The sequence below is a fragment of the Nonomuraea sp. NPDC049129 genome, assembly GCF_040648495.1.
GTDB lineage: Bacteria > Actinomycetota > Actinomycetes > Streptosporangiales > Streptosporangiaceae > Nonomuraea.
On the sequence record NZ_JBEZDU010000025.1, the window covers coordinates 22,159 to 40,822 of the forward strand.

Sequence of the window (18,664 nt, forward strand, 5' to 3'; positions counted from 1 at the left end):
CCCAACCTGCGAGGCAGAATGGCAAGCGTGATTGAGGTTTCGCGGGAGAGGTTCGAGGAGCTCGTAGCCGAGGCGTTGGACGTGATTCCCCCAGGTCTGACCCGGGTGATGAGCAATGTCGTCGTCACGGTGGTCGACGATGCGCCCGAACCCAACCTCCTGGGCCTGTACACCGGAATCCCCCTCACAGAGCGCGGCGACTGGTACTCCGCAGTCTTGCCCGACCGCATTGAGATCTACCGCAATCCGATATGTCAGATTTGCGATACCGAGGCCGACGTGATCGACGAAGTGCGCATAACAGTCGTGCACGAGGTCGGGCACCACTTCGGCATCGATGACGCGCGGCTCCATGAACTAGGCTGGTAACCGTTCGCAATGGGTTGGCTGCTTTGGGTTGCGGCCTGTCAAATGATCGGGCACCTTAGGTGACATAGCGAACACTCTGAGTCAGGCACAGCGGAGTCCAATGGGGGCCATGCGGACGCGACGGCTGCTGGGACGGCATCGCCGTGCCCTCCCGCGCCAAGTCACATACGGCGAGGTCATCGCCATCAGGGAGTTCCGCGCGCTCTGGTACGGCCAGAGCCTGTCCCTGCTCGGTGACCAACTCGCCCAGGTGGCGCTGGCCGTGCTCGTCTACGACCGCACGCGATCCCCGCTCGCGACCGCGGCCGTCTACGCGCTGACCTACCTGCCGACGATCCTCGGCGGCCCGCTGCTGGCCGGCCTCGCCGACCGGTTCGCGCGCAGGGGCGTCATGATCACGTGCGACCTGATCCGCGCGGCGCTGGTGAGCGTGATGGCACTGCCGGGGGTGCCGTTCCCCGTGCTGTGCGGGCTGGTGTTCCTCGTGGTGCTGCTCAGCGCGCCCTTCTCGGCCGCGCGCGCGGCGCTGCTGCCCGAAGTGCTCGAAGGTGACCGATACCTCGTCGGGTCCGCACTGCAGAACATGACGAACCAGGGCATCCAAATGCTGGGCTTCGCGGCCGGCGGCGCGATGATCGCCGCCATCGGCCCCTATCGCGCGCTCGCGGTCGACGCGGCCACGTTCCTGGGCTCCGCGCTGATCCTGGTCGCGCGCGTCCATCGGCGCCCCGGGGCCGCCCACCACAGCGGCAGGCCGTCGATGTGGGCCATGGTCAGGGCGGGATCCCGGCTCGTCTTCGGCGATCGGGAACTCCGCACTCTCGTGCTCTTCGCCTGGCTCTGCGGCTTCTACATCCTGCCGGAGGGCCTGGCCGTCCCCTACGCGGCGAAGCTCAGCACCGGCACCCTGTCGGTCCCGGTGGTCACCGGGCTGTTGATGGCGGCGATGCCGATGGGGACCGCGGTGGGGGCGTTCTTCTTCAGTAGGTTCGTCACGCCGCCGCGGCGATTGCGCATGATGGGGTGGCTGGCCATCTTGAGCTGTCTGCCGCTGGTCGTGACCGCGTTGCAGCCGCCGTTGGCCGTGGTGCTGGGGGCGTGGTTCCTGTCGGGGGTGGGTGGGGCGTACCAGCTTGCGGCCAATGCCGCCTTCGTCCAGTGCGTACCGGCCGACCAACGCGGCCAGGCGTTCGGCCTGGTGCAGTCGGGGCTTCTGGCCGTACAAGGGATCGGGATCCTGATCGGCGGATTCGCCGCCGAGAAACTCGGACCGGAGCCGGTGGTCGCGCTGGCCGGCGTCACGGGTGTGACGGCCGCGGCCGTGCTCGCCATACTCTGGTCCGAGTCCCGGGTCGAGACCCCCGCCCCCGCCTGATCACTGCTGCGGCTTCTGCTCGCCGCGGTAGTAGTCGGTACTGTCCTGCCAGGTGGACTTGGCCTGCTGCTTGCCGAGGAGGTCCTGGGCGATCGAGGTGTTACGGTCCTCGTCCGGCATGAGCAGCCAGCCGACGGCGTACACGCCGACTCCGAGCCCACCGAACAGCGTGACCACCGCCAGGCCGATCCTGATCAGGTTGGCGTCGATGCCCAGGTACTCCCCGAGGCCCGAGCAGACACCCGCGATGACGCGGCCGTTGTTGGTCCGACGAAGCTGCTTGACGTTGTATTCGCTCATGTCTCAAGACTGCCCGGCGACCCGGCGTTCGCACATCAGGATTCCCCCTGGTAGAACCCTGGTAGGCCCTTACGTGACGGAAGGACGCTCGATGGACGACCTGCTGCGCCTGGACGACCGGCTCAACGGCGAGCAGCGGCTGATCCGCGACACCGTCAGGTCCTTCGTCGACGACCGCGTCCTGCCGTACGTCGGCGACTGGTTCGAGCAGGGCACCTTCCCCGCACGCGAGCTCGCGCCCGCACTCGGCTCGCTCGGCCTGCTCGGCATGCACCTCGAGGGCTACGGCTGCGCCGGCACGGACGCCATCTCGTACGGTGTGGCCTGCCGCGAGCTCGAAGCCGGAGACTCGGGTCTGCGGTCCTTCGTGTCGGTTCAGGGGTCGCTGGCCATGTTCCCCATCTGGCGTTATGGGTCTTCCGAGCAGAAAGAGCAATGGCTGCCCCGGATGGCCGCCGGTGAGGCGATCGGCTGTTTCGGCCTGACCGAGCCCGACCACGGCTCCGATCCCGCCAACATGCGCACGTACGCCAAGCGAGACGGCTCCGACTGGATCCTGAACGGCTCCAAGATGTGGATCACCAACGGCTCCATCGCCGACGTCGCCGTCGTGTGGGCACAGACGGACGAAGGCATCCGCGGCTTCGTCGTACCGACCGATACGCCGGGCTTCTCCGCCCCTGAGATCCACAAGAAGATGTCCCTTAGGGCCTCGGTCACCTCGTCCCTGTACTTCGACGACGTACGCCTGCCCGCCTCGGCCGTACTCCCGGAAGTCTCCGGCCTGAAAGGCCCGCTCTCCTGCCTCTCAGAGGCCCGCTTCGGCATCATCTGGGGCGTAGTGGGCGCCGCCCGCGCCTGCCTGGAGGCGGCGGTCTCGTACGCGAAGACGCGAGTGCAGTTCGACAAGCCGATCGGCGCCTTCCAGCTGACCCAGGAGAAGCTGGCGTGGATGTACGTCGGAACGGCACAGGCGGGCCTGACGGCCCTGCACCTGGGCGAGCTGAAGGACGCGGGGAAGCTGGAGCCCCGGCAGATCAGCTTCGGCAAACTGGCCAACGTACGGGCGGCGCTGGACATCGCCCGTCAGGCCAGGACGATCTTGGGCGGGAACGGGATCACGCTGGAGTACCCTGTGATCAGGCACATGAACAACCTGGAGAGCGTGCTCACCTACGAAGGCACCCAGGAGATCCACACGCTGGTGCTGGGGGAAGCGCTGACGGGGCTCCCGGCTTACCGGTGAGGGGGCTTAAGGGCGTCGCGTGGGGGGCGGTAATCTCTGTACCCTTGTGCTGTTGCTAGGGGGCGTTAGCTCAATTGGCAGAGCTGCGGACTTTTAATCCGTAGGTTCCGGGTTCGAGCCCCGGGCGCCCTACCATCCTCTACCTCGAATCTTGGCTCTGAGCTGGGGTTTCGCTCCGACAAGGCTTGAGCCTCACAGGCAGCCACAGGCCACCGAAAGCAGCCGTCTGCCACCCTTCCCGGAATATACGCGGAATGGATCTTGGCGTGTTTACGCAGGTCGAGACGGCAATTTGGAAGCGTTCTTCGGAGATTCCGCGTCCACGCCGCGACAACAACGAAGGACCCCGAGGTGTCTCGGGGTCCTCTGTGAGCAGTCCTGTCACGCAGCATCAAGCGGCGGCGCGGCGCGCCGCCGCACCCCCGGCCCTCCGCCCGCCCGCCGTCCGGGCGTGCGGCCTGGGGGCCGGTCCCGGACGGCGGCGGGACACCGGGCCGGGCGCCGCACGCCAGCTCCGCCGTACTTACCGAAAGGCCCGCTCGGGGGTTGCCGCGCCGCCTGAGCAACGCCTCCGGCGGGGGTGCTCCGGCTCCAGGATGATCGCCCACGCTAGACGCAGATCGTAAACGGCTAAGCAGGAAGCCTGATCATCCCGTCTGCCATCGACCCGGGACAAGCCGAGCGGGCCAGGGCCACGCGTCGCGCGGGAGACAGCAGGTCACGGGCTGGTCGTCGTGCCATTAGCGTGCCATTAAGAGGGGTAACGAGGGGTCAACCACGGCTACTCACGACCAGCCTCAGTCGCAGGTCAACGCTCCTACAAGCCAAGATCCCTGCAATTCCCAAGCTACAGCGTGGCATTCGATTGCCTGCCGCTTCACCGTCAGAGACCCCATCAGGCAACTTCACGACCACTGGGTGACGCTGCCGATGGGTCGATCAGGGCACTCCATGCAGACGAAGAGATAAGCTGCGCCGGCATCGCCGATCATGAGTCCGGAGGGACCCATCTGCCCTGGGTCGAAGTCTGAGCTGAGGAGGTGCCGCTCCTCAAGCGGTACCCACCTCGTCGCGGATCCGGGATCGTGCTCCCAACTGGCGATCGTCAGCAGATGCGCCATCTCATGGCCCTGGCCGCATGTGACGGTCTCGGGCGATTGGATCCAGTCGATCCATCCGCCGACCTTCGTGCCCGGAGCAGCCGACAGGTGGTACTGGTAACTCCAATCTTCCGCATCGTCCAGCGACGATTCCCATTCCTCGATTTTCTCGGCCAGCTCCGCCGACGTCTCCCAGGCCGGATATTCCTTGACCCGCTCGGGTGAGAGCACGCACGGCTGGGGGAGAAGTCCTTCCTCGCTGGCCACCGGCTCCGGAACCTTGGTGAGGAGCTTGACGACGAGGCTCGCCTTCCGCCAGAGCACGCGTACCACCGGCCGAAAGTCGGACTCGTGCACGAAAGGACACCACAGTATCTGGCACACATCCGTGCCCGGTGGGAACGGCAGCTCAGGTACGTCCCGGGCGTAGAGTTGGAGGATCGGCACCATCGCGATCGGCTGTCCCCCTGTGAGGTTTTCGTGGTCCGGAGACGTGCAGAACGGCCAGGGTTCGCCTATGGGCCACAGCATCGGGCCGCCCATGGAACTGCCCGTAGGCGAAGGTGTTCCGGGACGCGGGTGCAGCCGGACAGCGATCTGGCTCTGGTCGGCCAGTTCGGGAAAGAGCTTCGCCACGTCGAACGGCGCCGGAGGCGTCGTCAAGCCCACGTCTTCTTCCCCGATCATCACGGATACCGTCAGGCAGCACACCATAGGCCAGTGCACCGACAGAATGAGGTTCGATCGTCGATGGCGCAGTTCGAGATGTCAGTCGTCGATGAGGTGGTGCAACCCAACCCGGCGGGACGTGCACGTAGCACCGTGCGATATGCGTGCAATGATCATGGCGGCACAAGCGCTGTGACATCCAAGCGCCACAGGTCAGATGCCGTGTGAGCGCAGGAACGGGCACGCGCTGTAAAGCCATACCCTACGGCCATACACTCGTGTGTCATGGCGATCGACGCGTCGGGCGATCTTTGGCGGGGTGAGGACTTCGAGGATCTCGCCGACTTTCTCCGCGAGTACCAGCCGGGTGGCTACGCCGTCCAGCAAGTGAGTGAGGCAGTGTGCGTCGGATGCGCTGGCAAGTACTTCAGCGTCATGGCCGATGACCTTGAAGGTTGCGTACAACGTATTTGCGTCGCATGCGGGGACGCCTCATATATCGCCGACAGTGCCGACTGTGTGAATGACGCTGACCTCGAAGAATGTGCTTGCCCATGTGGAGGCGAGGAGTTCGCCGCAGTAGTGGGATTCGCCTTCCGCAGTGACGGTGAAGTGCGTTGGGTCAGCATTGGCTTACGCTGTCTGAAGGACGGAAGTCTAGGCGTCTACGCAGACTGGAAGATTGAGTACAGCCCCACCGCTCACCTACTGGAACTGACCTGATCGTACTGATCCATTACGCCACCCAACCGCACCATGCTCCTGACACAAGATCCGGAACATGCGCGGAACGGGAGGGGGAGCGCTTGAACATGTCGGTGCTCCACCACAGGTCACGACGCATGCCGCAGACGAAAGCAACATCCACTTTTAATCCGTAGGTTCCGGGTTCGAGCCCCGGGCGCCCTACCAGGAAAAACACTTATCTTCGATCTTGTTGGACGAGGTCGTACAGCCACCTTTTACAGCCAAGAGGCCGGAACCCCGCTGGTGTCTTAGTATGCGCTGTGGACTTGATCCGGGCGATCTCCTGGGTGGTGGTTCGGGGACGACGCGGATGGGTTCGCCGTTGTCGTGGATGGTGATGTGGGTGTCGTCCACGGTCACGTCCAGGATTTTGCGGGCGTGGATCCGGCCGACCTGGATCTTCTGGCCGACGATCTGGAAGTGGCCGCGGCTGCAGACCACTCGCTGGACGGTGACGGGTTCGGTCGGCGAGGTGGGTGGTGGTCCGGCGGGGCGGGCGTTGCGCAGGGTGACGCATTCGGCGAGCGGGAGCGGGCAGGGCACGGCGCGCAGCAGGAGGCGCTGTTCGTCCATGACGCGGGCGGTGATGCCGTCCAGGCGCACGGTGACGCGGCGGGGCCCGTTTTTCAGGCCAGACCTACAGGAAGGCCAAGAGAACACCAAGCCGGAAGCCCTGCCGGGCAGCCCGATCCGGGTTTCGCCTGCTATCACATCAAGACTTGATCAAGGCGCTTTCCCCGCAGATACCAGCATTACACGGGCGGCCGACGTATCGAACTCCTCGCGGCCCGGGAGCTGTGCGCCTGCCGAAAACGCCATCCATGCAGATGAGCATGCCGTAAGTGGCATTCATTCCAGAGCAGGCAGGCTGCACCCACCGCTCCATGACCGAGTTCATACGAGACATGCGAACGCCGGTGAGCACCATCTGGATATCGGGCGTCGGTGAGGATCTGCTCCATGAGGGCCGGGAACGAGGACGATATCAAGGTCATCCGACGTGTCCGCCTTGGCGGGCTGATCCACGAATACGCGCAGGTTGCATAGGGTGGCCGAGTTCTTGGCACCCACAGGCGAACGCTCAGAACGGCGGTGCCTGGGGTAGACGCAGGCAAAAGCAAGCGCCTCCTTGTTCGCCTGGTTCGAAGTAGGTGTCGCCACCGTTGGCCTGGGCCAGGCTTTGGACGATCCACAGACCCAACCCCGAGCCCTCGGTCTCCCGCTGGGTGCGCGGTTCACGGCTGAACCGCTCGAACAGGCTCGGCCGGAACTCTTCGGACACGCCGGGCCCGTTGTCGCACACCCGGATCTCCACGCCGTCGGGCTGCTCGGCTACCCGTACCTCGAACGGCGGGGCTCCGTATCGGAAGGCGTTCTCCAGATAGTTGATCAACATCTCTGACAACTCGCTACGATCCACCAGAGCCCGGACTTGGGGATCGCACGACACGTACACGTCCTTGGGCCGATCGGCGAACTCGGCCAGCCGTTCGAGGATCACCTCCAGCACCGGCACCGGCTCCACAGAGACCCGCACGGCGTTCGCATCGATCTTCGCCACGGTGAGCAGCTTCTTGACCAGTGCCTGGAGATTCGCCGTGCGAACCGCGATGCGGTCGAGGACGTCGGCACGCTCCTCGTCGGAAAAGCTCTCCTCGGGCTCACGCAGCATGTCCACCAACAGGCCGATCCCCGCCAGCGGGTTGCGGACTTCATGGGCGACCACGGCGATCACCCTGCTGTGGCGTTCGAGTTCTGCTTCGAGCTGCTGTTCGGCCCCGCGCCGGAGAGTGACGTCGCGCAACGCGGCGACGTACAGGTGTTCTCCTGCCACCGTCGCGGTGGTGGCGCGCATCTCGACCACTCGCGTCTGGCCGCCGGGCAGCATCAGGTCGATCTCGGTCGATTCGCCGTTGACGACCGGGTAACCGAACGGGGTGCCGATGAGTTCGTCCGACGGCCGGCCGAGCAGTTCCTCGGCGGCGGGGTTGCAGATCCGGATCACACCGTCCTCGTCGACCCCGACGATCCCGTCCGCCAGCGCCGCCATGACCATACGTCCGGCGTCACGCCCGGGATCGGAGAGGCGCATCGGTTCGGTGTTCGGCCTCTCCGCGCTGTCGCGGGGCTCACCCATCAGCTCTCATCCTGGTCCCCGGCCGTTGCGCGGTCTGGGTCGGTCGGCCACTCCGGGTGGCGTGGCAGTACGACGGCGTCGGAGAGCATGTGGAAGGCTTCGGTATAGGGGTCACCGATGTGCATACCGGCACCGTCGATGGCGACCTGCCGGATGGTGTGGTCATGTGCCGAGCCGCGCGTCTGCAGGACGGCGATGGCACGCCGGACCACACCCGCTCCTTCGATGTAGGGCAGTAGGATCGTCACGTCGGCGATGCTGGCGACGTCCATGATCGGCGCTGTGAACATCGACGTTCCCCCGCCGGTCGGTGCGGAGGTGAACAGGGTCGTGATCTCGTGCTGCCGCACGACCCCGCCCAGTGCGATGACGAAATCCAGCAGTGTCCGCGGCGTCGCTCTCCGCTCAAGGGCGGAGAGACCGTCGATGATGAGCCGAGCCGGGGCAAAGTCCGCGGTGTCCCTCCTGATACGCAGGAAATGATCCTCCACTGAGGCCACTTCCGGGTACGTGGCAGTTACTCGGAGCAGTCCCGACGCCTCCATGACGTCCAAGTCCAGACCCCAGCCAGCGGCGTTGCGGCCGAGTTGCCCGCGAGTCTCGTCGAAGGCATGGAAAAGGCAGCGTTCGCCCGCCCGGAACGCGGCATCGGCGAACTGCAGAGCCGCCAGGGTCTTTCCGCCGCCGTACGACCCGATGAGCAGGACGACCGCGTCCCGGAAGACACCACCGCCCACCATGGCGTCCAGCTCGATGTTCCCGGTAGAGACCCGCTCCTGCGATGCCCGGTCACGTGGCACGAGGAACGCGACCGGGATGATGACCAGCCCGTCATTCGGGTCGATGGTGAACAACCACTCCCCGGTGCGGTGAGTGGTGCCGCGGAACTTGACAATCTCGATCGTCCGGTGTCGTCTTTCGTCCCGCATGACGTTCCGCATGATCATGACGTTATCGAATACGAACTCCTCTATGCCTTGCCGGGTAATGTGGTTGTATTCTGCGTCGCGTTCGGCGGTCAGGACCGATGTGACCTCGAGCGACTCCAAGACCCGGGCGAGCCGATACAACTCACGGCGAATGAGTTCCCGATCGTCGAAACGCATGAAGACCGCGCCGAGCGAATCCAAGGAGACCCGTTTGGCGCCGATCTGACGCACGGCGCGATCGACGCGGGCCATCAGCGCGCCCAGGTCGTACGTCCCCACGGTGGGCGTCTGCTCACCGGCCTCCGGCGAGGCGTCGACGAACGTCCACTTTCCCTCGGCCTCCCAGCGTGCGATGTCGAAGCCCAGGGAGCCGACGTTGCGGCGGAGGTTCTCAGGTGTCTCGTCGAAGGCGACGAACACGCCGGGGTCACCGAAAGCGGCGATGCCCCGGGCGAGGAACTCCAGGCAGAACAGCGTCTTCCCGGTGCCGGTCGTGCCGGCCACGAGGGTGGACCGACCGGCAGGAAGCCCCCCGATGGCGATGTCGTCGAAGCCATTGATACCGGTCGGTGTCCGCCCGACAGTGGCACTGCCCATCATTGCGCCTGCCCTTCTGGGGACGATCTGCCCACCTCAGTAAGGCCGAGCAAAGCTGCAGCCCGAGCCTGATCGGACAGATCTCCGATAACCCGGAAACGTGGGAGCGGCTTGGTCCTGATCACGATTGGGATGGCCAGAATCCGCTCCTCCTCCGCGAGATCCGGTTGTTCGGCGGCATCGATGACCTCGATCTCATGGCAGCCGGGAAGATAGGTGTCACATAGGGCCCGCAGATTCGCCACCGCGGCCAGCGACCGCGGTGTCTGCCCTACCACGTACAACCTGAACGAGTAGGTCGCCATCGGCGTCAACACCGCCGTGCCGTCAGGAACTCGTGTTCCGACCCGGCCGGACTCCCATTCATGACGCCCCCTCGCCGCGCCGACCCGTGACGGCCGACACGCTCATCACGGCCCTGGCCGCTTGCGCCTGGTGCCTATGCGGCCGGTCGCCCCCCACCGGCGCCAGTCGGCCCCCATCAACCCCGGTATACCCCCGCTGACCGCCCGCTATCTGCCCGTCGATGTCGACCGGCGGCTTGGAGCACCCGCCGTTCATGCTCGCGCCGGTCGCTGCGAACGCGGCCCTCGCCGCCGTGGCCTGTGGCGGTATCACCTCCGGCTTTCCCTTGAGGCTCAGGGTGACCAGTCGGCCGTCCATGGATCGGAACCGTCCCACCCTGACCGCACGGCCGGGAGCCGCGATCCGGTGCGGGATGTCGTCCCAGGCGTCCACGTGGAGCCCGACTCGGAGGGTCATCTCCCGAGGCGCTGGTCGACGGCTGCGATGAGGGCCGGGAGCTCGGCCGCCGCGTCGGTCGAGCGGAGCCACGATGTCCTGTCCACTGGCCCAACGTGGCCACGCGCAGTTGCGAGGGTCAGCCGTACGGCGGATGCTTGAACCGGAGGTCTGGGAGGGACGCGAGCCCTACGGCTGAGCCTCGGACCTGCGCGCGGCCAGGAGGGCCCCTTGGACGGGCATTGTCCCACTGGGGAGATCGCCCGCAGGACCGCACAGAGCCCAGGCTTGAGCTGCCTGAATCCGGTTCTGGTGAAAGGGGCCAACAGTGCCTGACAACTGCGTACTGATCATTCGATTTCACTCACTAAGCGGTGAAGATATCTCCATGATCAGTAGAGATTTCGACGGAGAGCAGGGAGCGCTCGAGGTGATCGCTCGCGCTCTTGACGAGCAGCGCAGCCTGGTTTTGACCCGCGCTAGGTACGACCGGGAGACCGAGACGAACGGCGTGGTCATCAACCTGGCCAACGTGGTTTTGGTGCGGGTGTCGAAGACAGACAGCGCTGAGGCGGGGCAGTACCTGTAGCGGGGAAGCCGGCCCCGCGATTGACACCACTCCTGGCACCTTTGCGGCCGTCCTGGAATCGGCAACTCGATTGACGAGGAATCGGGTTCGGTCGGCTGTAGTGTTGTATGAAGGTCGTGCACTCTCATGTGCAACGGCCTGGAAGGGGCGGCCCCGGCGCGAACACGCCGGGGCCGTTTTCGCGTCCAGCGAGCCCATGTTCACCGTGACGCCGGTCGGCACGGCAACGCGGTCCAGGCCCGTGATGCGCCACGCCGCGCTGCGGCCTGGAGGCCGGTCACGGCGCGGGCGCCGCGCGGGCATCGCCGTAGTCACACCGCGCCACACCCAGCCAACTCACCGACCGCCGACACGCCGCCGCCTGCCAGGATGCCGCCATGACCGACGAGGAGCAGCTAGCCCAGCTTGACGACCTCATCGCCCATGAGCAGATCATCCGAAGCATTCAGCTCACCATGCAACTGTTCGAGTGCAGCATGCGGGACGCGACTGAGTTCTACCAGGAGCAGCGTAAAGGGCCCGCCTCCGGCGGGGGCGCTCCGGCTCCGGGATGATCGCCGCGTAGACCGGATGGCCGTAGATGGCCGAGGTGGAAGCCTGATCATCCCGCCCGCCATCGACCCGGGACAAGCCGAGCAGACCAGGGCCACGGGGCCCTGGCCCGCTTCCCCTTCGCGAGGGTCGACGGCAGACGGGATGATCGGGCGGGGTGTACGCAGGTGCGCAATCCATGCCACCCTGCGCCTATGCTCACCGTCCGCCAACTCCTCGACTACCTCACCGGCCTGCCCGACGAAACCCCCGTCGTGGTCAACGTCAATGCCGGGGATTGGTACCTCCGCGTAGAAGATCTCAACGTGACCACCGCCCAAGACGCGACCGGCGACCCGGTCGAGGCGCTACGCGTGACGGAGCTGGGGACCGCCGCGGATCCCGGGCTGTCCTTCGCCTACCTCGGCACCTACCAGCGGTTGGCACAATGCTGGGCGCTGACGCTGACCGGTGACGACCCCGCCGGGACCACAGCGGAGGCCGAGCAGATCATCGCCACGGACCTCCTCGACCCGCCGCGTTCGTGCGTCGCCACCTGGTTCGGGCTGCTGGGCGAGATGCGGCTGGCCCGCGGCGAACCCGCGGCCGCCGTCCGGTCCGCGGGTGAAAAGGCGCGCGAGCTCTCAACCGCGCGTGGAGCCCACCTGTTCGCCCGCCGCGCGGAGACGTTCCTGGCCGGCCTCGGCTGACAGAGGTGGGGCGAGAAGTTCGGATCGCGAGGAAGAAAGTTTCCACTGGCCGTCGATACCGTCGCCGCCATGATTTTGGTCAGCTCAGAACCGGTCGCCGACATGGAGCCTTTCGTCCGTGCGGCTCAACAGGGTGACCCTGAGGGGCTCGCCCGCCTTCTTCAGCATGAGTACCCCGGGATGCGGGCGGTGGCGGTCGGGGTCCTGGGCGCGGGACCGGATGCCGACGACGCCTGCCAGGACGCCGCGGTCACCGCGCTCTCACGCATCGGCGACCTGCGTGATCCGTCCAAGGTCCGCCCATGGCTGCACGCCATCGTCCGCAACAACTGCCGGATGATCCTGCGCAACCGCCTGCCCGGCCTGGTCGAGTCGGCCGGCGCCGACCTGATCGCCTCGTTCCTCGACGACCCGGTCGCGGCCATCGAACGCAGCGCCCTGCGTGACTTGGTCTGGCACGGTCTACGGCAGCTGACGCCCGCGACACTGCCGGTGGCGATGCTCCGCTACTTCACCGTCCGCAACTCCTACGCGGAGATCGCCACGCTGTGCGGGATCCCGGTCGGCACCGTACGCAGCCGGCTGAGTGACGCCCGCGGCAACTGGCCACAGTTCTTCCGCTGGTCGGCCATCATCGGCACCTGGATCAGGGCGCGATCAACACCTGCGCGCCCGCCGCGATCCTCTCCGCGGTCGCGAACCGCGTACCGCTTCCGTCGGTCCACCGGCGCTGGGCCGAGGACCTGGTCATGTATTGGCTCACCGGTGTGACGGGCACACCCAGGATTACGATCTGGGAAGCCGACGCCATCTATGAGCTGGGCCGTTCGGCCTGCGGAACTCCCCGTCGGGGCATCGCCATGGTCTTGGCATTGAATTCTGTCCGACAAGGCCCGATATAAAAGCCGACGACTTTCAATCCGTAGATTCCGGGTTCGAGTCCCGGACGCCCTAACCGTCAAAAGCCCTCTTGGCCAGGGGTTTCACAGAACCGCATTTTCGATGCGGGGCAGATTCGGGCCATCTTTGCCTGGCCTTACTTCGGCGCGCTTGCCAGGAAGTTTTCAGGATCGATCGGTTGATCCATCGCATCGAGGGCTATTAACGTGCATTTCACTCTCAGTTTTCCCGAGTTGTCAAGAAGGCGGTCACGACGATGACCCGACATACCCGCAGAGCCTTGGCGGTGGCCTTAGCGCTCGTCCTCAGCCTGAGCCTGGTTTCCCAGGCAGGTACGGGGACGGCCGCGGCCGCCAAGCCCCAGCGGCCGAACATCATCTTCTTCCTGGTGGACGACATGTCCGCCGACTTGCTGCCGTACATGGACACCGTGCGCGGCCTGGCCGACGGCGGCACCACGTTCACCAACTACTACGTGTCGAACTCGTTGTGCTGCCCGTCGCGCGCCTCGATGTTCACCGGCCAGTTCCCGCACAACACCGGCGTGGCCACCAACCTGAACTCCGACCGCGGCGGCTACAAGGCGTTCGCGCCGCACGAGCCCAGAACGTACGCCGCTTCGCTGGAAAAGGCCGGATACCGTACCGGCTATCTCGGCAAGTACATCAACGAGTACCCAGTGACGGGCACCGACTATCACGTGCCGACAGGCTGGGACGAGTGGCACGTGGCGGCCGGCTCCGGCTACGGCGAGTTCAAGTACCAGCTCACCAACTATGTGAAGGGGGAGACGCCCGGCCTGGACTCCTCCGACGGCACGTACTTGGTGGACCTGCTCGGCAAGCGGGCTACGGACTTCATCGCACGTTCCCGCGAGCGCGCCCCGGGCAAGCCGTTCTTCCTGCAGGTCGCGCCGTTCGCGCCGCACGCCAGGCTCAACGTCAAGCCGGGCGAAAAGGAGCCGCGCTTCCCGCCCGCCCGCCGCGACCGGCCCAAGACCCAGTTCCCGGCCGGGGAGTTCCCGAACGGCGACTGCGGCGGGCCCGACTGCGACGACATCGATGTGAGCAAGCTGCCCGCCTTCGACGAGGACACCGCCGACAAGCCCTCCTGGGTACGCCGCGAACCGCTCGCTCCCGCGCTGGTCAAGCAGTTGCGTACGGACTTCCGCGACCGGATCCGCATGGTGCAGTCGGTGGACGACATGGTGGCCCGCGTCCTGGGCACGCTGACGGCCGCCGAGAAGCGCGACACGTACGTGGTGTTCACCAGCGACAATGGCTTCCACCTCGGCCAGCACCGCCTGGTACGCGGCAAGAGCACCGCCTACGACCACGATGTGCGCGTGCCGCTGCTGGTCAAGCGTCCTACAGCGGGACGGCACGGCGACCTCGTGACCAGCGCCATCGCCCAGAACGTCGACCTGTTCGCGACCTTCCTCGACATGGCCGGCATCGGCGCCGCCACCCGCGACAGCCGTGACGGCCGCAGCCTGCTGCCGCTCATCCAGGGCGACAAGGTCGAGGACTGGCGTAAGTCGGCCCTGATCGAGCACGTCAAACCCAACCCGGCCGCACCCGGAGAGCCGGAGCCGGACCCCGACGCCGAACCCCTCCAGGCGGGCAACTCCCAGCCCCCCAGTTACGCGGCCGTACGTACTGCCGGGGACCTGTACGTCGAATACGAGGGCGCGTCGAAGCCCGAGTACTACGACACGGTGTCGGACCCGAAGCAGGAGTCCAACGACCCCGACAACGCCAGGACCGCCGACCTGGCCAAGGTCCTCGACGCACTGGCGAAGTGCGGCAAGGCAGGCGCCCCGGACTGCTGGACCGCGGCCCGCCTCTGACCTGGGCGAACCCGGCCGGGGGCAGCGACGACATCCGCTGCCCCCGGCCGGGCGCCTCTGCCGCGCGGCTCTCGGCGTCAGCGAAGCGTCTGTGTTCCGATGACGGACAGCACCTGCAGGTTCTCGTGGGGGCTGCGTGTGAACGAGGCGTGTAAGCCCTCCCTACTTGTCGTGCTGCCGGCCCACCATCTCGTTGATCCAGATGGGCGCGAACGGAGACGTACAGCCTGGGGAAGTGGGGTAGTCCTTGAGCACTTCCAGGCGCGCACCGATGTCGATCGCACGGGTGCGGTGCTCGGCGTGCTCGATCCCGATCTGAGCCAGGCAGTTGTTCATCGCCCACTGCAGGCGATCCGGGGCGTCTTTCATCTCCGCCTCGATGACATCGAGCAGTCCCGCGAGGTCGAGTCCCTCGGGTTGCTTCGTCACGCGTTCGGCGGTCAGCGCCCAGCCGGCGCTCGCGGCCACCGGGTCCGGATCGGCGAACCAGGCCAGGCGCAGCTCTTCGGCGTGCGGGTTCTTCTTCACCACGTAGTTCACGAGCCAGTCGTGCACCTTGGGTGTGCGCGCCTTGCGCAGCATGCCGTCCAGTTCGTCACGCTCGAATGCTTTCGGGCGGCAGATCAGGATCGCCAGCAGTTTCGCCGCGGTGTCATCCGTCTCCCAGAGCCGGCACGCGAGTTCCTGCTGCGTCTTCAGCCGCTTGGCGAGCGCGCGCAGCTTGCCGAGGTTCGCACCGTGATCGTCACCGTGCCTCTCGTTCACCTCGCGTGCCTTCGGGTCCTCCAACCCGGCCAGCTCGGCCATCACCTGGCCCAGCGTCGTCTCGGCCACCTCAGCCTCCTGTCCGTCACGTGCGAGATTCAGCCTAGACGGGAGGCGGCTTCGTACCGTACATGCTGGTTCGGCGGCAGCCACCGACACGGGATCCCGCATCTTCGCGCCCTGACCCTTGCCTTCACTCCGAGCAGCCGGTAGTCAGCCGTTGCGCCGCCAGGAGCGATGTCCATGCCAGGACGAGCGCGATGGCGAGGGCGAAGGCGACATTGGCCACCCGTGAGCCCTGCGACGCGAAGATCGAGATCCAGGCTGCCAGGAAGAGCGCGCCGGTCACCGTACTGAAGGCGGCCCAGCCGCGGCGGCCGGCCGCCGCGAACCGTCGGCCGAACGCGAAACACGCGGCGATCAGCGCGACAAAGGCGACCCCGGAGACGAGGAAGTGCACCATCCCGTGCGTGCTCATGCTCGTGGGCGGGCCGAGGGGCGTCCCAGGCGGGAAGCCATCGGCGGGGTCGGCGGAGAAGAAGGCGGCGGCGACCATCCCGGCGCCGAAGACACCGACCAGCCGAGGCCCCCAGATACCTCCCCAGCCCGCCGGACCGCGTGTCCGGTGCAGGCCGACCGCTCCCGCCACGAACAGCAGGCCGCTGACCGCGAAGTTGGCGATCTGAATCCATCCCTGGTCACCGTTGCTCAGCATGCTGGCCGGGTACCGGCTGATGTCGAACCCGTCCCTGGTGAGCATCTGCAGCAGCACCACGACGATGTAGAGCGGGCCGGCGACGATGCCGCAGCCCAGCAGCGTCCGCGTCGCCCCGCCAGTGAGGTCGTCGGTCATCGGTACTTCTCTGAGAACGGGACGATTCACCGCGCGGCGGGTCATCTGTCGCCGTCCCCGGCGGCGACCGGCTGGTTGCCGATCTCCCGGTGGGTGGCGTTGATCTGGTTGACGATGTCGATCATTCCTCTTCTTCCTCCTCGTCGTTCGAGCCTGGTCGTTCCTCCGCGGGCGGCGTCTCGTCAAGCGGGGGCGTCTCGTCAAGCGGGTGGCGGCGCTCGCGAGTTCGGTGCCAGCGCGTCCAGGCGCCGGGGTGCCGACCGCGCCGCCGAGCACGTCGAGTGCGTGAACGGGAGCAACAATTTCACTCAGTACTTATATAAGTCAAGTCTTATTAAGGTCGATACGGGCCTTCAGCGGGAGCGTTCCGCTCGTACGGTGGGGCAGGCATGCGGCTTAACGCTCCGTTACCGTCCGCGCTGCGCGCCGGCCCGGTGTACTGGGTCGTGTCGCCGCTGAGCGCGACACCCATCGGGGTCTGCCGCAGGGTCTCGCCGAGTTCAGTGACGATCTCCGCGGGCGTATCGTTCAACCGCTCGGCGCGGTCCAGGCCGCGTTCCTGCTGAGCACCGCTTTCGGACCGTGGCTCCTCGGCCTGGGGTACGACGTGCTGGGCTCGTACGACCCGGTCATCCCTGTGCTGATGGGCATCCTCGTCATCGGCGCGATCCTCATCGGGTCCCTGGGCCCCTACGCCTATCCCGCCGTCAACGGTTTCGACCAGCTCGCCGCGCGAGACGAGCTGGCCGCAGCGCAGGTACTGAGCGAGATCGCGGAGGGCAAGGACTGTTCAGAGGCTCAGCAGAACGTCGTCACCACGTCACGGGCTTGCTCGGGGTGAACAGCCAGATGTTGAAGAAGTCGGTCAGGTCCCGGCCGGAGATCTTCTCCGCGAGCGTGATGAACTCATCAGTGTCGACCAGGCCGTAGCGATGATCGGCCGCCCACGTCCGCAGCAGCCGGAAGAAGGGTTCGTCGCCGATCTTCACGCGCAGCGCCTGGAGCGTCATGCCGCCACGGTTGTAGACGGCGGTGTCGAACATGGTGTCGCGCTGCGGGTCGGCCACCTTCGACAGCCAGAACGACTCCGGCCTGGTGGCGTACTGCCGGTCGAACCACGCCTGGACGGTCTCGCCGCCGGTGTGCTCGGTCCAGTAGCGCTGGGCGAAGGTGGCAAAGCCCTCGTTGAGCCAGATGTGCTGCCAGGTCCGCACCGAAACGCTGTCGCCGAACCACTGATGGGACAGCTCGTGCGCGACCGTGGTCTCGCTGCGGACGGCGGAGTACAGCGGCTTGGTCTGATTCTCCAGTGAGAAGCCGACGATCGGGACGTTGTCCACGATCGCGCCCGTCTCCTCGAACGGGTAGCGCCCGAACAGTTCGCTCCAGTAGTCGGTGATGTCGGCGGTCTGCTGGAAGACGACCTCGGTACCAGGCACGGTCGGATCGGTGGCGACCCATTCGCGCAGGCCGTCCGGCGTCCTGCCCTTCTGCACGTCGAACCGGCCGATCGTGGCTGTGACCAGGTACGACGCCATCGGACGCAGCTCGTTCCACAGGAAGGTCGTCGTGTCACCGTGAGTGACCTGCGCCGCCAGCACGCCGTTGGCCGCGGCGGTGAGCCCCTTCGGGACGGTCACCGAGATGGAGTAGGTCGCCTTGTCGCTCGGGTGGTCATTGGAGGGGAACCAGGTGCTGGCCGCGTTCGGCTCGCAGGCGACCAGCACGCCGTCCTCCGTGGCAATCCACCCGTACGGCAGGCCGAACACGATCGGGCCGCCGAGCGGCTGCGGGATGCCGTCGTAGGTGACGCCTACGTCGAACACGCTCTGACGCCGCAGGCCCGACCCGGGCGTAACGATCAGCTCCTGGCCGTCGCGCACGTACGCGGCCTGGCGGCCGTTGACCGTGACCGACCTCACCGTGAGCTGCTGGAAGTCCAGATCGAAGCTGGACAGGTCCTGGGTGGCTCGAGCCAGCATGTGCACCGTCCCCCTGAGCACCTTGGTGGCAGGGTCGTAGCCCAGGTTGAGGGAGTAGTGCTGGGCGTCGTACCCGCCGTTTCCCTCCAGGGGGAAGTAGGGGTCACCGAGACCGGGCGCACCTGGCCGGAAGTCGGACGGCGCGGCCGCGGCAGCGGACGGGGCGGCTGCGAAGGTCATGGCCGCCGCCATGCTGAGAGCGGCGGTCCAGCGAGCGATCTGGGCAAGCACCATCGCAAGCCTCCGTGGGGTAGGTCATTAGCCCGAGAGTGAAG

21 protein-coding genes and 1 tRNA gene are annotated in these 18,664 nt (G+C 66.5%); 11 read left to right on the forward strand and 11 right to left on the reverse strand.

Annotation, left to right across the window (positions count from 1 at the left end; all coding sequences use genetic code 11):
* Window positions 1–27 precede the first annotated feature (27 nt).
* Both AB0B64_RS47930 and AB0B64_RS47935 read left to right on the forward strand, forming a co-directional pair.
* The gene (locus tag AB0B64_RS47930) at window positions 28–369 is read left to right on the forward strand and encodes a metallopeptidase family protein (protein WP_225301693.1); all 342 of its coding nucleotides are present in this window, start codon (window positions 28–30) and stop codon (window positions 367–369) included.
* A gap of 109 nt (window positions 370–478) precedes the next feature.
* Window positions 479–1,744, forward strand: coding sequence for an MFS transporter (locus tag AB0B64_RS47935; RefSeq protein ID WP_357939566.1), 1,266 nt, complete (start codon window positions 479–481; stop codon window positions 1,742–1,744).
* Here the strand turns inward: AB0B64_RS47935 and AB0B64_RS47940 are convergent, their stop codons facing one another.
* Window positions 1,745–2,044 carry a PspC domain-containing protein gene (locus AB0B64_RS47940; protein WP_357939564.1) on the reverse strand — a complete coding sequence of 100 codons (300 nt, stop codon included), beginning with the start codon at window positions 2,042–2,044 and terminating at the stop codon, window positions 1,745–1,747.
* 91 nt (window positions 2,045–2,135) lie between these two features.
* Between AB0B64_RS47940 and AB0B64_RS47945 the strand changes: the two genes are divergently transcribed.
* Complete coding sequence (locus tag AB0B64_RS47945) at window positions 2,136–3,290, forward strand: acyl-CoA dehydrogenase family protein (RefSeq protein ID WP_358192651.1); 1,155 nt, start codon at window positions 2,136–2,138, stop codon at window positions 3,288–3,290.
* A 59-nt stretch (window positions 3,291–3,349) separates the two neighbouring features.
* Window positions 3,350–3,425 (forward strand) — tRNA-Lys (locus AB0B64_RS47950).
* A 770-nt stretch (window positions 3,426–4,195) separates the two neighbouring features.
* On the opposite strand, the gene AB0B64_RS47955 is transcribed toward AB0B64_RS47950, so the two are convergent.
* The gene (locus AB0B64_RS47955; protein WP_357939560.1) at window positions 4,196–5,077 is read right to left on the reverse strand and encodes a hypothetical protein; all 882 of its coding nucleotides are present in this window, start codon (window positions 5,075–5,077) and stop codon (window positions 4,196–4,198) included.
* Between the two features lie 267 nt (window positions 5,078–5,344).
* Between AB0B64_RS47955 and AB0B64_RS47960 the strand changes: the two genes are divergently transcribed.
* The gene (locus AB0B64_RS47960) at window positions 5,345–5,782 is read left to right on the forward strand and encodes a hypothetical protein (protein WP_358192662.1); all 438 of its coding nucleotides are present in this window, start codon (window positions 5,345–5,347) and stop codon (window positions 5,780–5,782) included.
* Window positions 5,783–5,965: 183 nt separating this feature from the next.
* Here AB0B64_RS47960 and AB0B64_RS47965 read toward each other — a convergent pair whose 3' ends face one another.
* The 6 genes from AB0B64_RS47965 to AB0B64_RS47990 all read right to left on the reverse strand — a co-directional run bounded on the left by AB0B64_RS47965 (window position 5,966) and on the right by AB0B64_RS47990 (window position 10,461).
* Entirely contained in the window at window positions 5,966–6,379 is a 414-nt protein-coding gene (locus AB0B64_RS47965) for a hypothetical protein (RefSeq protein WP_358192667.1), read from the reverse strand.
* Between the two features lie 508 nt (window positions 6,380–6,887).
* A complete protein-coding gene (locus tag AB0B64_RS47970) occupies window positions 6,888–7,943 on the reverse strand; it encodes an ATP-binding protein (RefSeq protein ID WP_358192679.1) in 1,056 nt (351 codons plus the stop codon).
* Window positions 7,943–9,472 carry a circadian clock protein KaiC gene (gene kaiC / locus AB0B64_RS47975; protein ID WP_358192687.1) on the reverse strand — a complete coding sequence of 510 codons (1,530 nt, stop codon included), beginning with the start codon at window positions 9,470–9,472 and terminating at the stop codon, window positions 7,943–7,945. The genes AB0B64_RS47970 and kaiC overlap by 1 nt, the downstream gene beginning before the upstream one ends.
* On the reverse strand, window positions 9,469–9,774 hold the full coding sequence (locus AB0B64_RS47980) for a circadian clock KaiB family protein (RefSeq protein ID WP_358192698.1): 306 nt from the start codon (window positions 9,772–9,774) through the stop codon (window positions 9,469–9,471). Before AB0B64_RS47980 ends, kaiC begins: the two co-directional genes overlap by 4 nt.
* 58 nt (window positions 9,775–9,832) lie before the next feature.
* Window positions 9,833–10,231 (reverse strand): DUF5994 family protein, encoded by a 399-nt coding sequence (locus tag AB0B64_RS47985; RefSeq protein ID WP_358192706.1) that lies wholly within the window; start codon window positions 10,229–10,231, stop codon window positions 9,833–9,835.
* A complete protein-coding gene (locus AB0B64_RS47990; RefSeq protein ID WP_358192716.1) occupies window positions 10,228–10,461 on the reverse strand; it encodes a DUF5994 family protein in 234 nt (77 codons plus the stop codon). Before AB0B64_RS47990 ends, AB0B64_RS47985 begins: the two co-directional genes overlap by 4 nt.
* A gap of 137 nt (window positions 10,462–10,598) precedes the next feature.
* Here AB0B64_RS47990 and AB0B64_RS47995 point away from each other — a divergent pair, with 137 nt between their 5' ends.
* From AB0B64_RS47995 to AB0B64_RS48015, 5 genes are all read left to right on the forward strand, one after another.
* Window positions 10,599–10,799 carry a hypothetical protein gene (locus AB0B64_RS47995; protein ID WP_357653769.1) on the forward strand — a complete coding sequence of 67 codons (201 nt, stop codon included), beginning with the start codon at window positions 10,599–10,601 and terminating at the stop codon, window positions 10,797–10,799.
* 377 nt (window positions 10,800–11,176) lie between these two features.
* The gene (locus AB0B64_RS48000) at window positions 11,177–11,353 is read left to right on the forward strand and encodes a hypothetical protein (protein ID WP_357939546.1); all 177 of its coding nucleotides are present in this window, start codon (window positions 11,177–11,179) and stop codon (window positions 11,351–11,353) included.
* 192 nt (window positions 11,354–11,545) lie between these two features.
* Entirely contained in the window at window positions 11,546–12,040 is a 495-nt protein-coding gene (locus AB0B64_RS48005) for a hypothetical protein (protein WP_358192736.1), read from the forward strand.
* A gap of 69 nt (window positions 12,041–12,109) precedes the next feature.
* Window positions 12,110–12,811: a sigma-70 family RNA polymerase sigma factor gene (locus tag AB0B64_RS48010; RefSeq protein WP_358192748.1), complete on the forward strand. Its 702-nt coding sequence runs from the start codon at window positions 12,110–12,112 to the stop codon at window positions 12,809–12,811.
* 385 nt (window positions 12,812–13,196) lie between these two features.
* The gene (locus tag AB0B64_RS48015; protein WP_358192758.1) at window positions 13,197–14,789 is read left to right on the forward strand and encodes a sulfatase; all 1,593 of its coding nucleotides are present in this window, start codon (window positions 13,197–13,199) and stop codon (window positions 14,787–14,789) included.
* Between the two features lie 162 nt (window positions 14,790–14,951).
* Here AB0B64_RS48015 and AB0B64_RS48020 read toward each other — a convergent pair whose 3' ends face one another.
* Both AB0B64_RS48020 and AB0B64_RS48025 read right to left on the reverse strand, forming a co-directional pair.
* Window positions 14,952–15,623 carry a DNA alkylation repair protein gene (locus AB0B64_RS48020; protein ID WP_358192766.1) on the reverse strand — a complete coding sequence of 224 codons (672 nt, stop codon included), beginning with the start codon at window positions 15,621–15,623 and terminating at the stop codon, window positions 14,952–14,954.
* Between the two features lie 124 nt (window positions 15,624–15,747).
* Window positions 15,748–16,407, reverse strand: a complete 660-nt coding sequence (locus tag AB0B64_RS48025; RefSeq protein ID WP_358192773.1) for a DUF998 domain-containing protein — start codon at window positions 16,405–16,407, stop codon at window positions 15,748–15,750.
* 607 nt (window positions 16,408–17,014) lie between these two features.
* On the opposite strand from AB0B64_RS48025, the gene AB0B64_RS48030 reads away from it, so the two are divergent.
* Window positions 17,015–17,248, forward strand: a complete 234-nt coding sequence (locus tag AB0B64_RS48030; protein WP_358192782.1) for a hypothetical protein — start codon at window positions 17,015–17,017, stop codon at window positions 17,246–17,248.
* Here AB0B64_RS48030 and AB0B64_RS48035 read toward each other — a convergent pair.
* Window positions 17,220–18,623 (reverse strand): M1 family metallopeptidase, encoded by a 1,404-nt coding sequence (locus AB0B64_RS48035; RefSeq protein ID WP_358192796.1) that lies wholly within the window; start codon window positions 18,621–18,623, stop codon window positions 17,220–17,222. The genes AB0B64_RS48030 and AB0B64_RS48035 overlap by 29 nt on opposite strands.
* Between the last annotated feature and the right edge of the window lie 41 nt (window positions 18,624–18,664).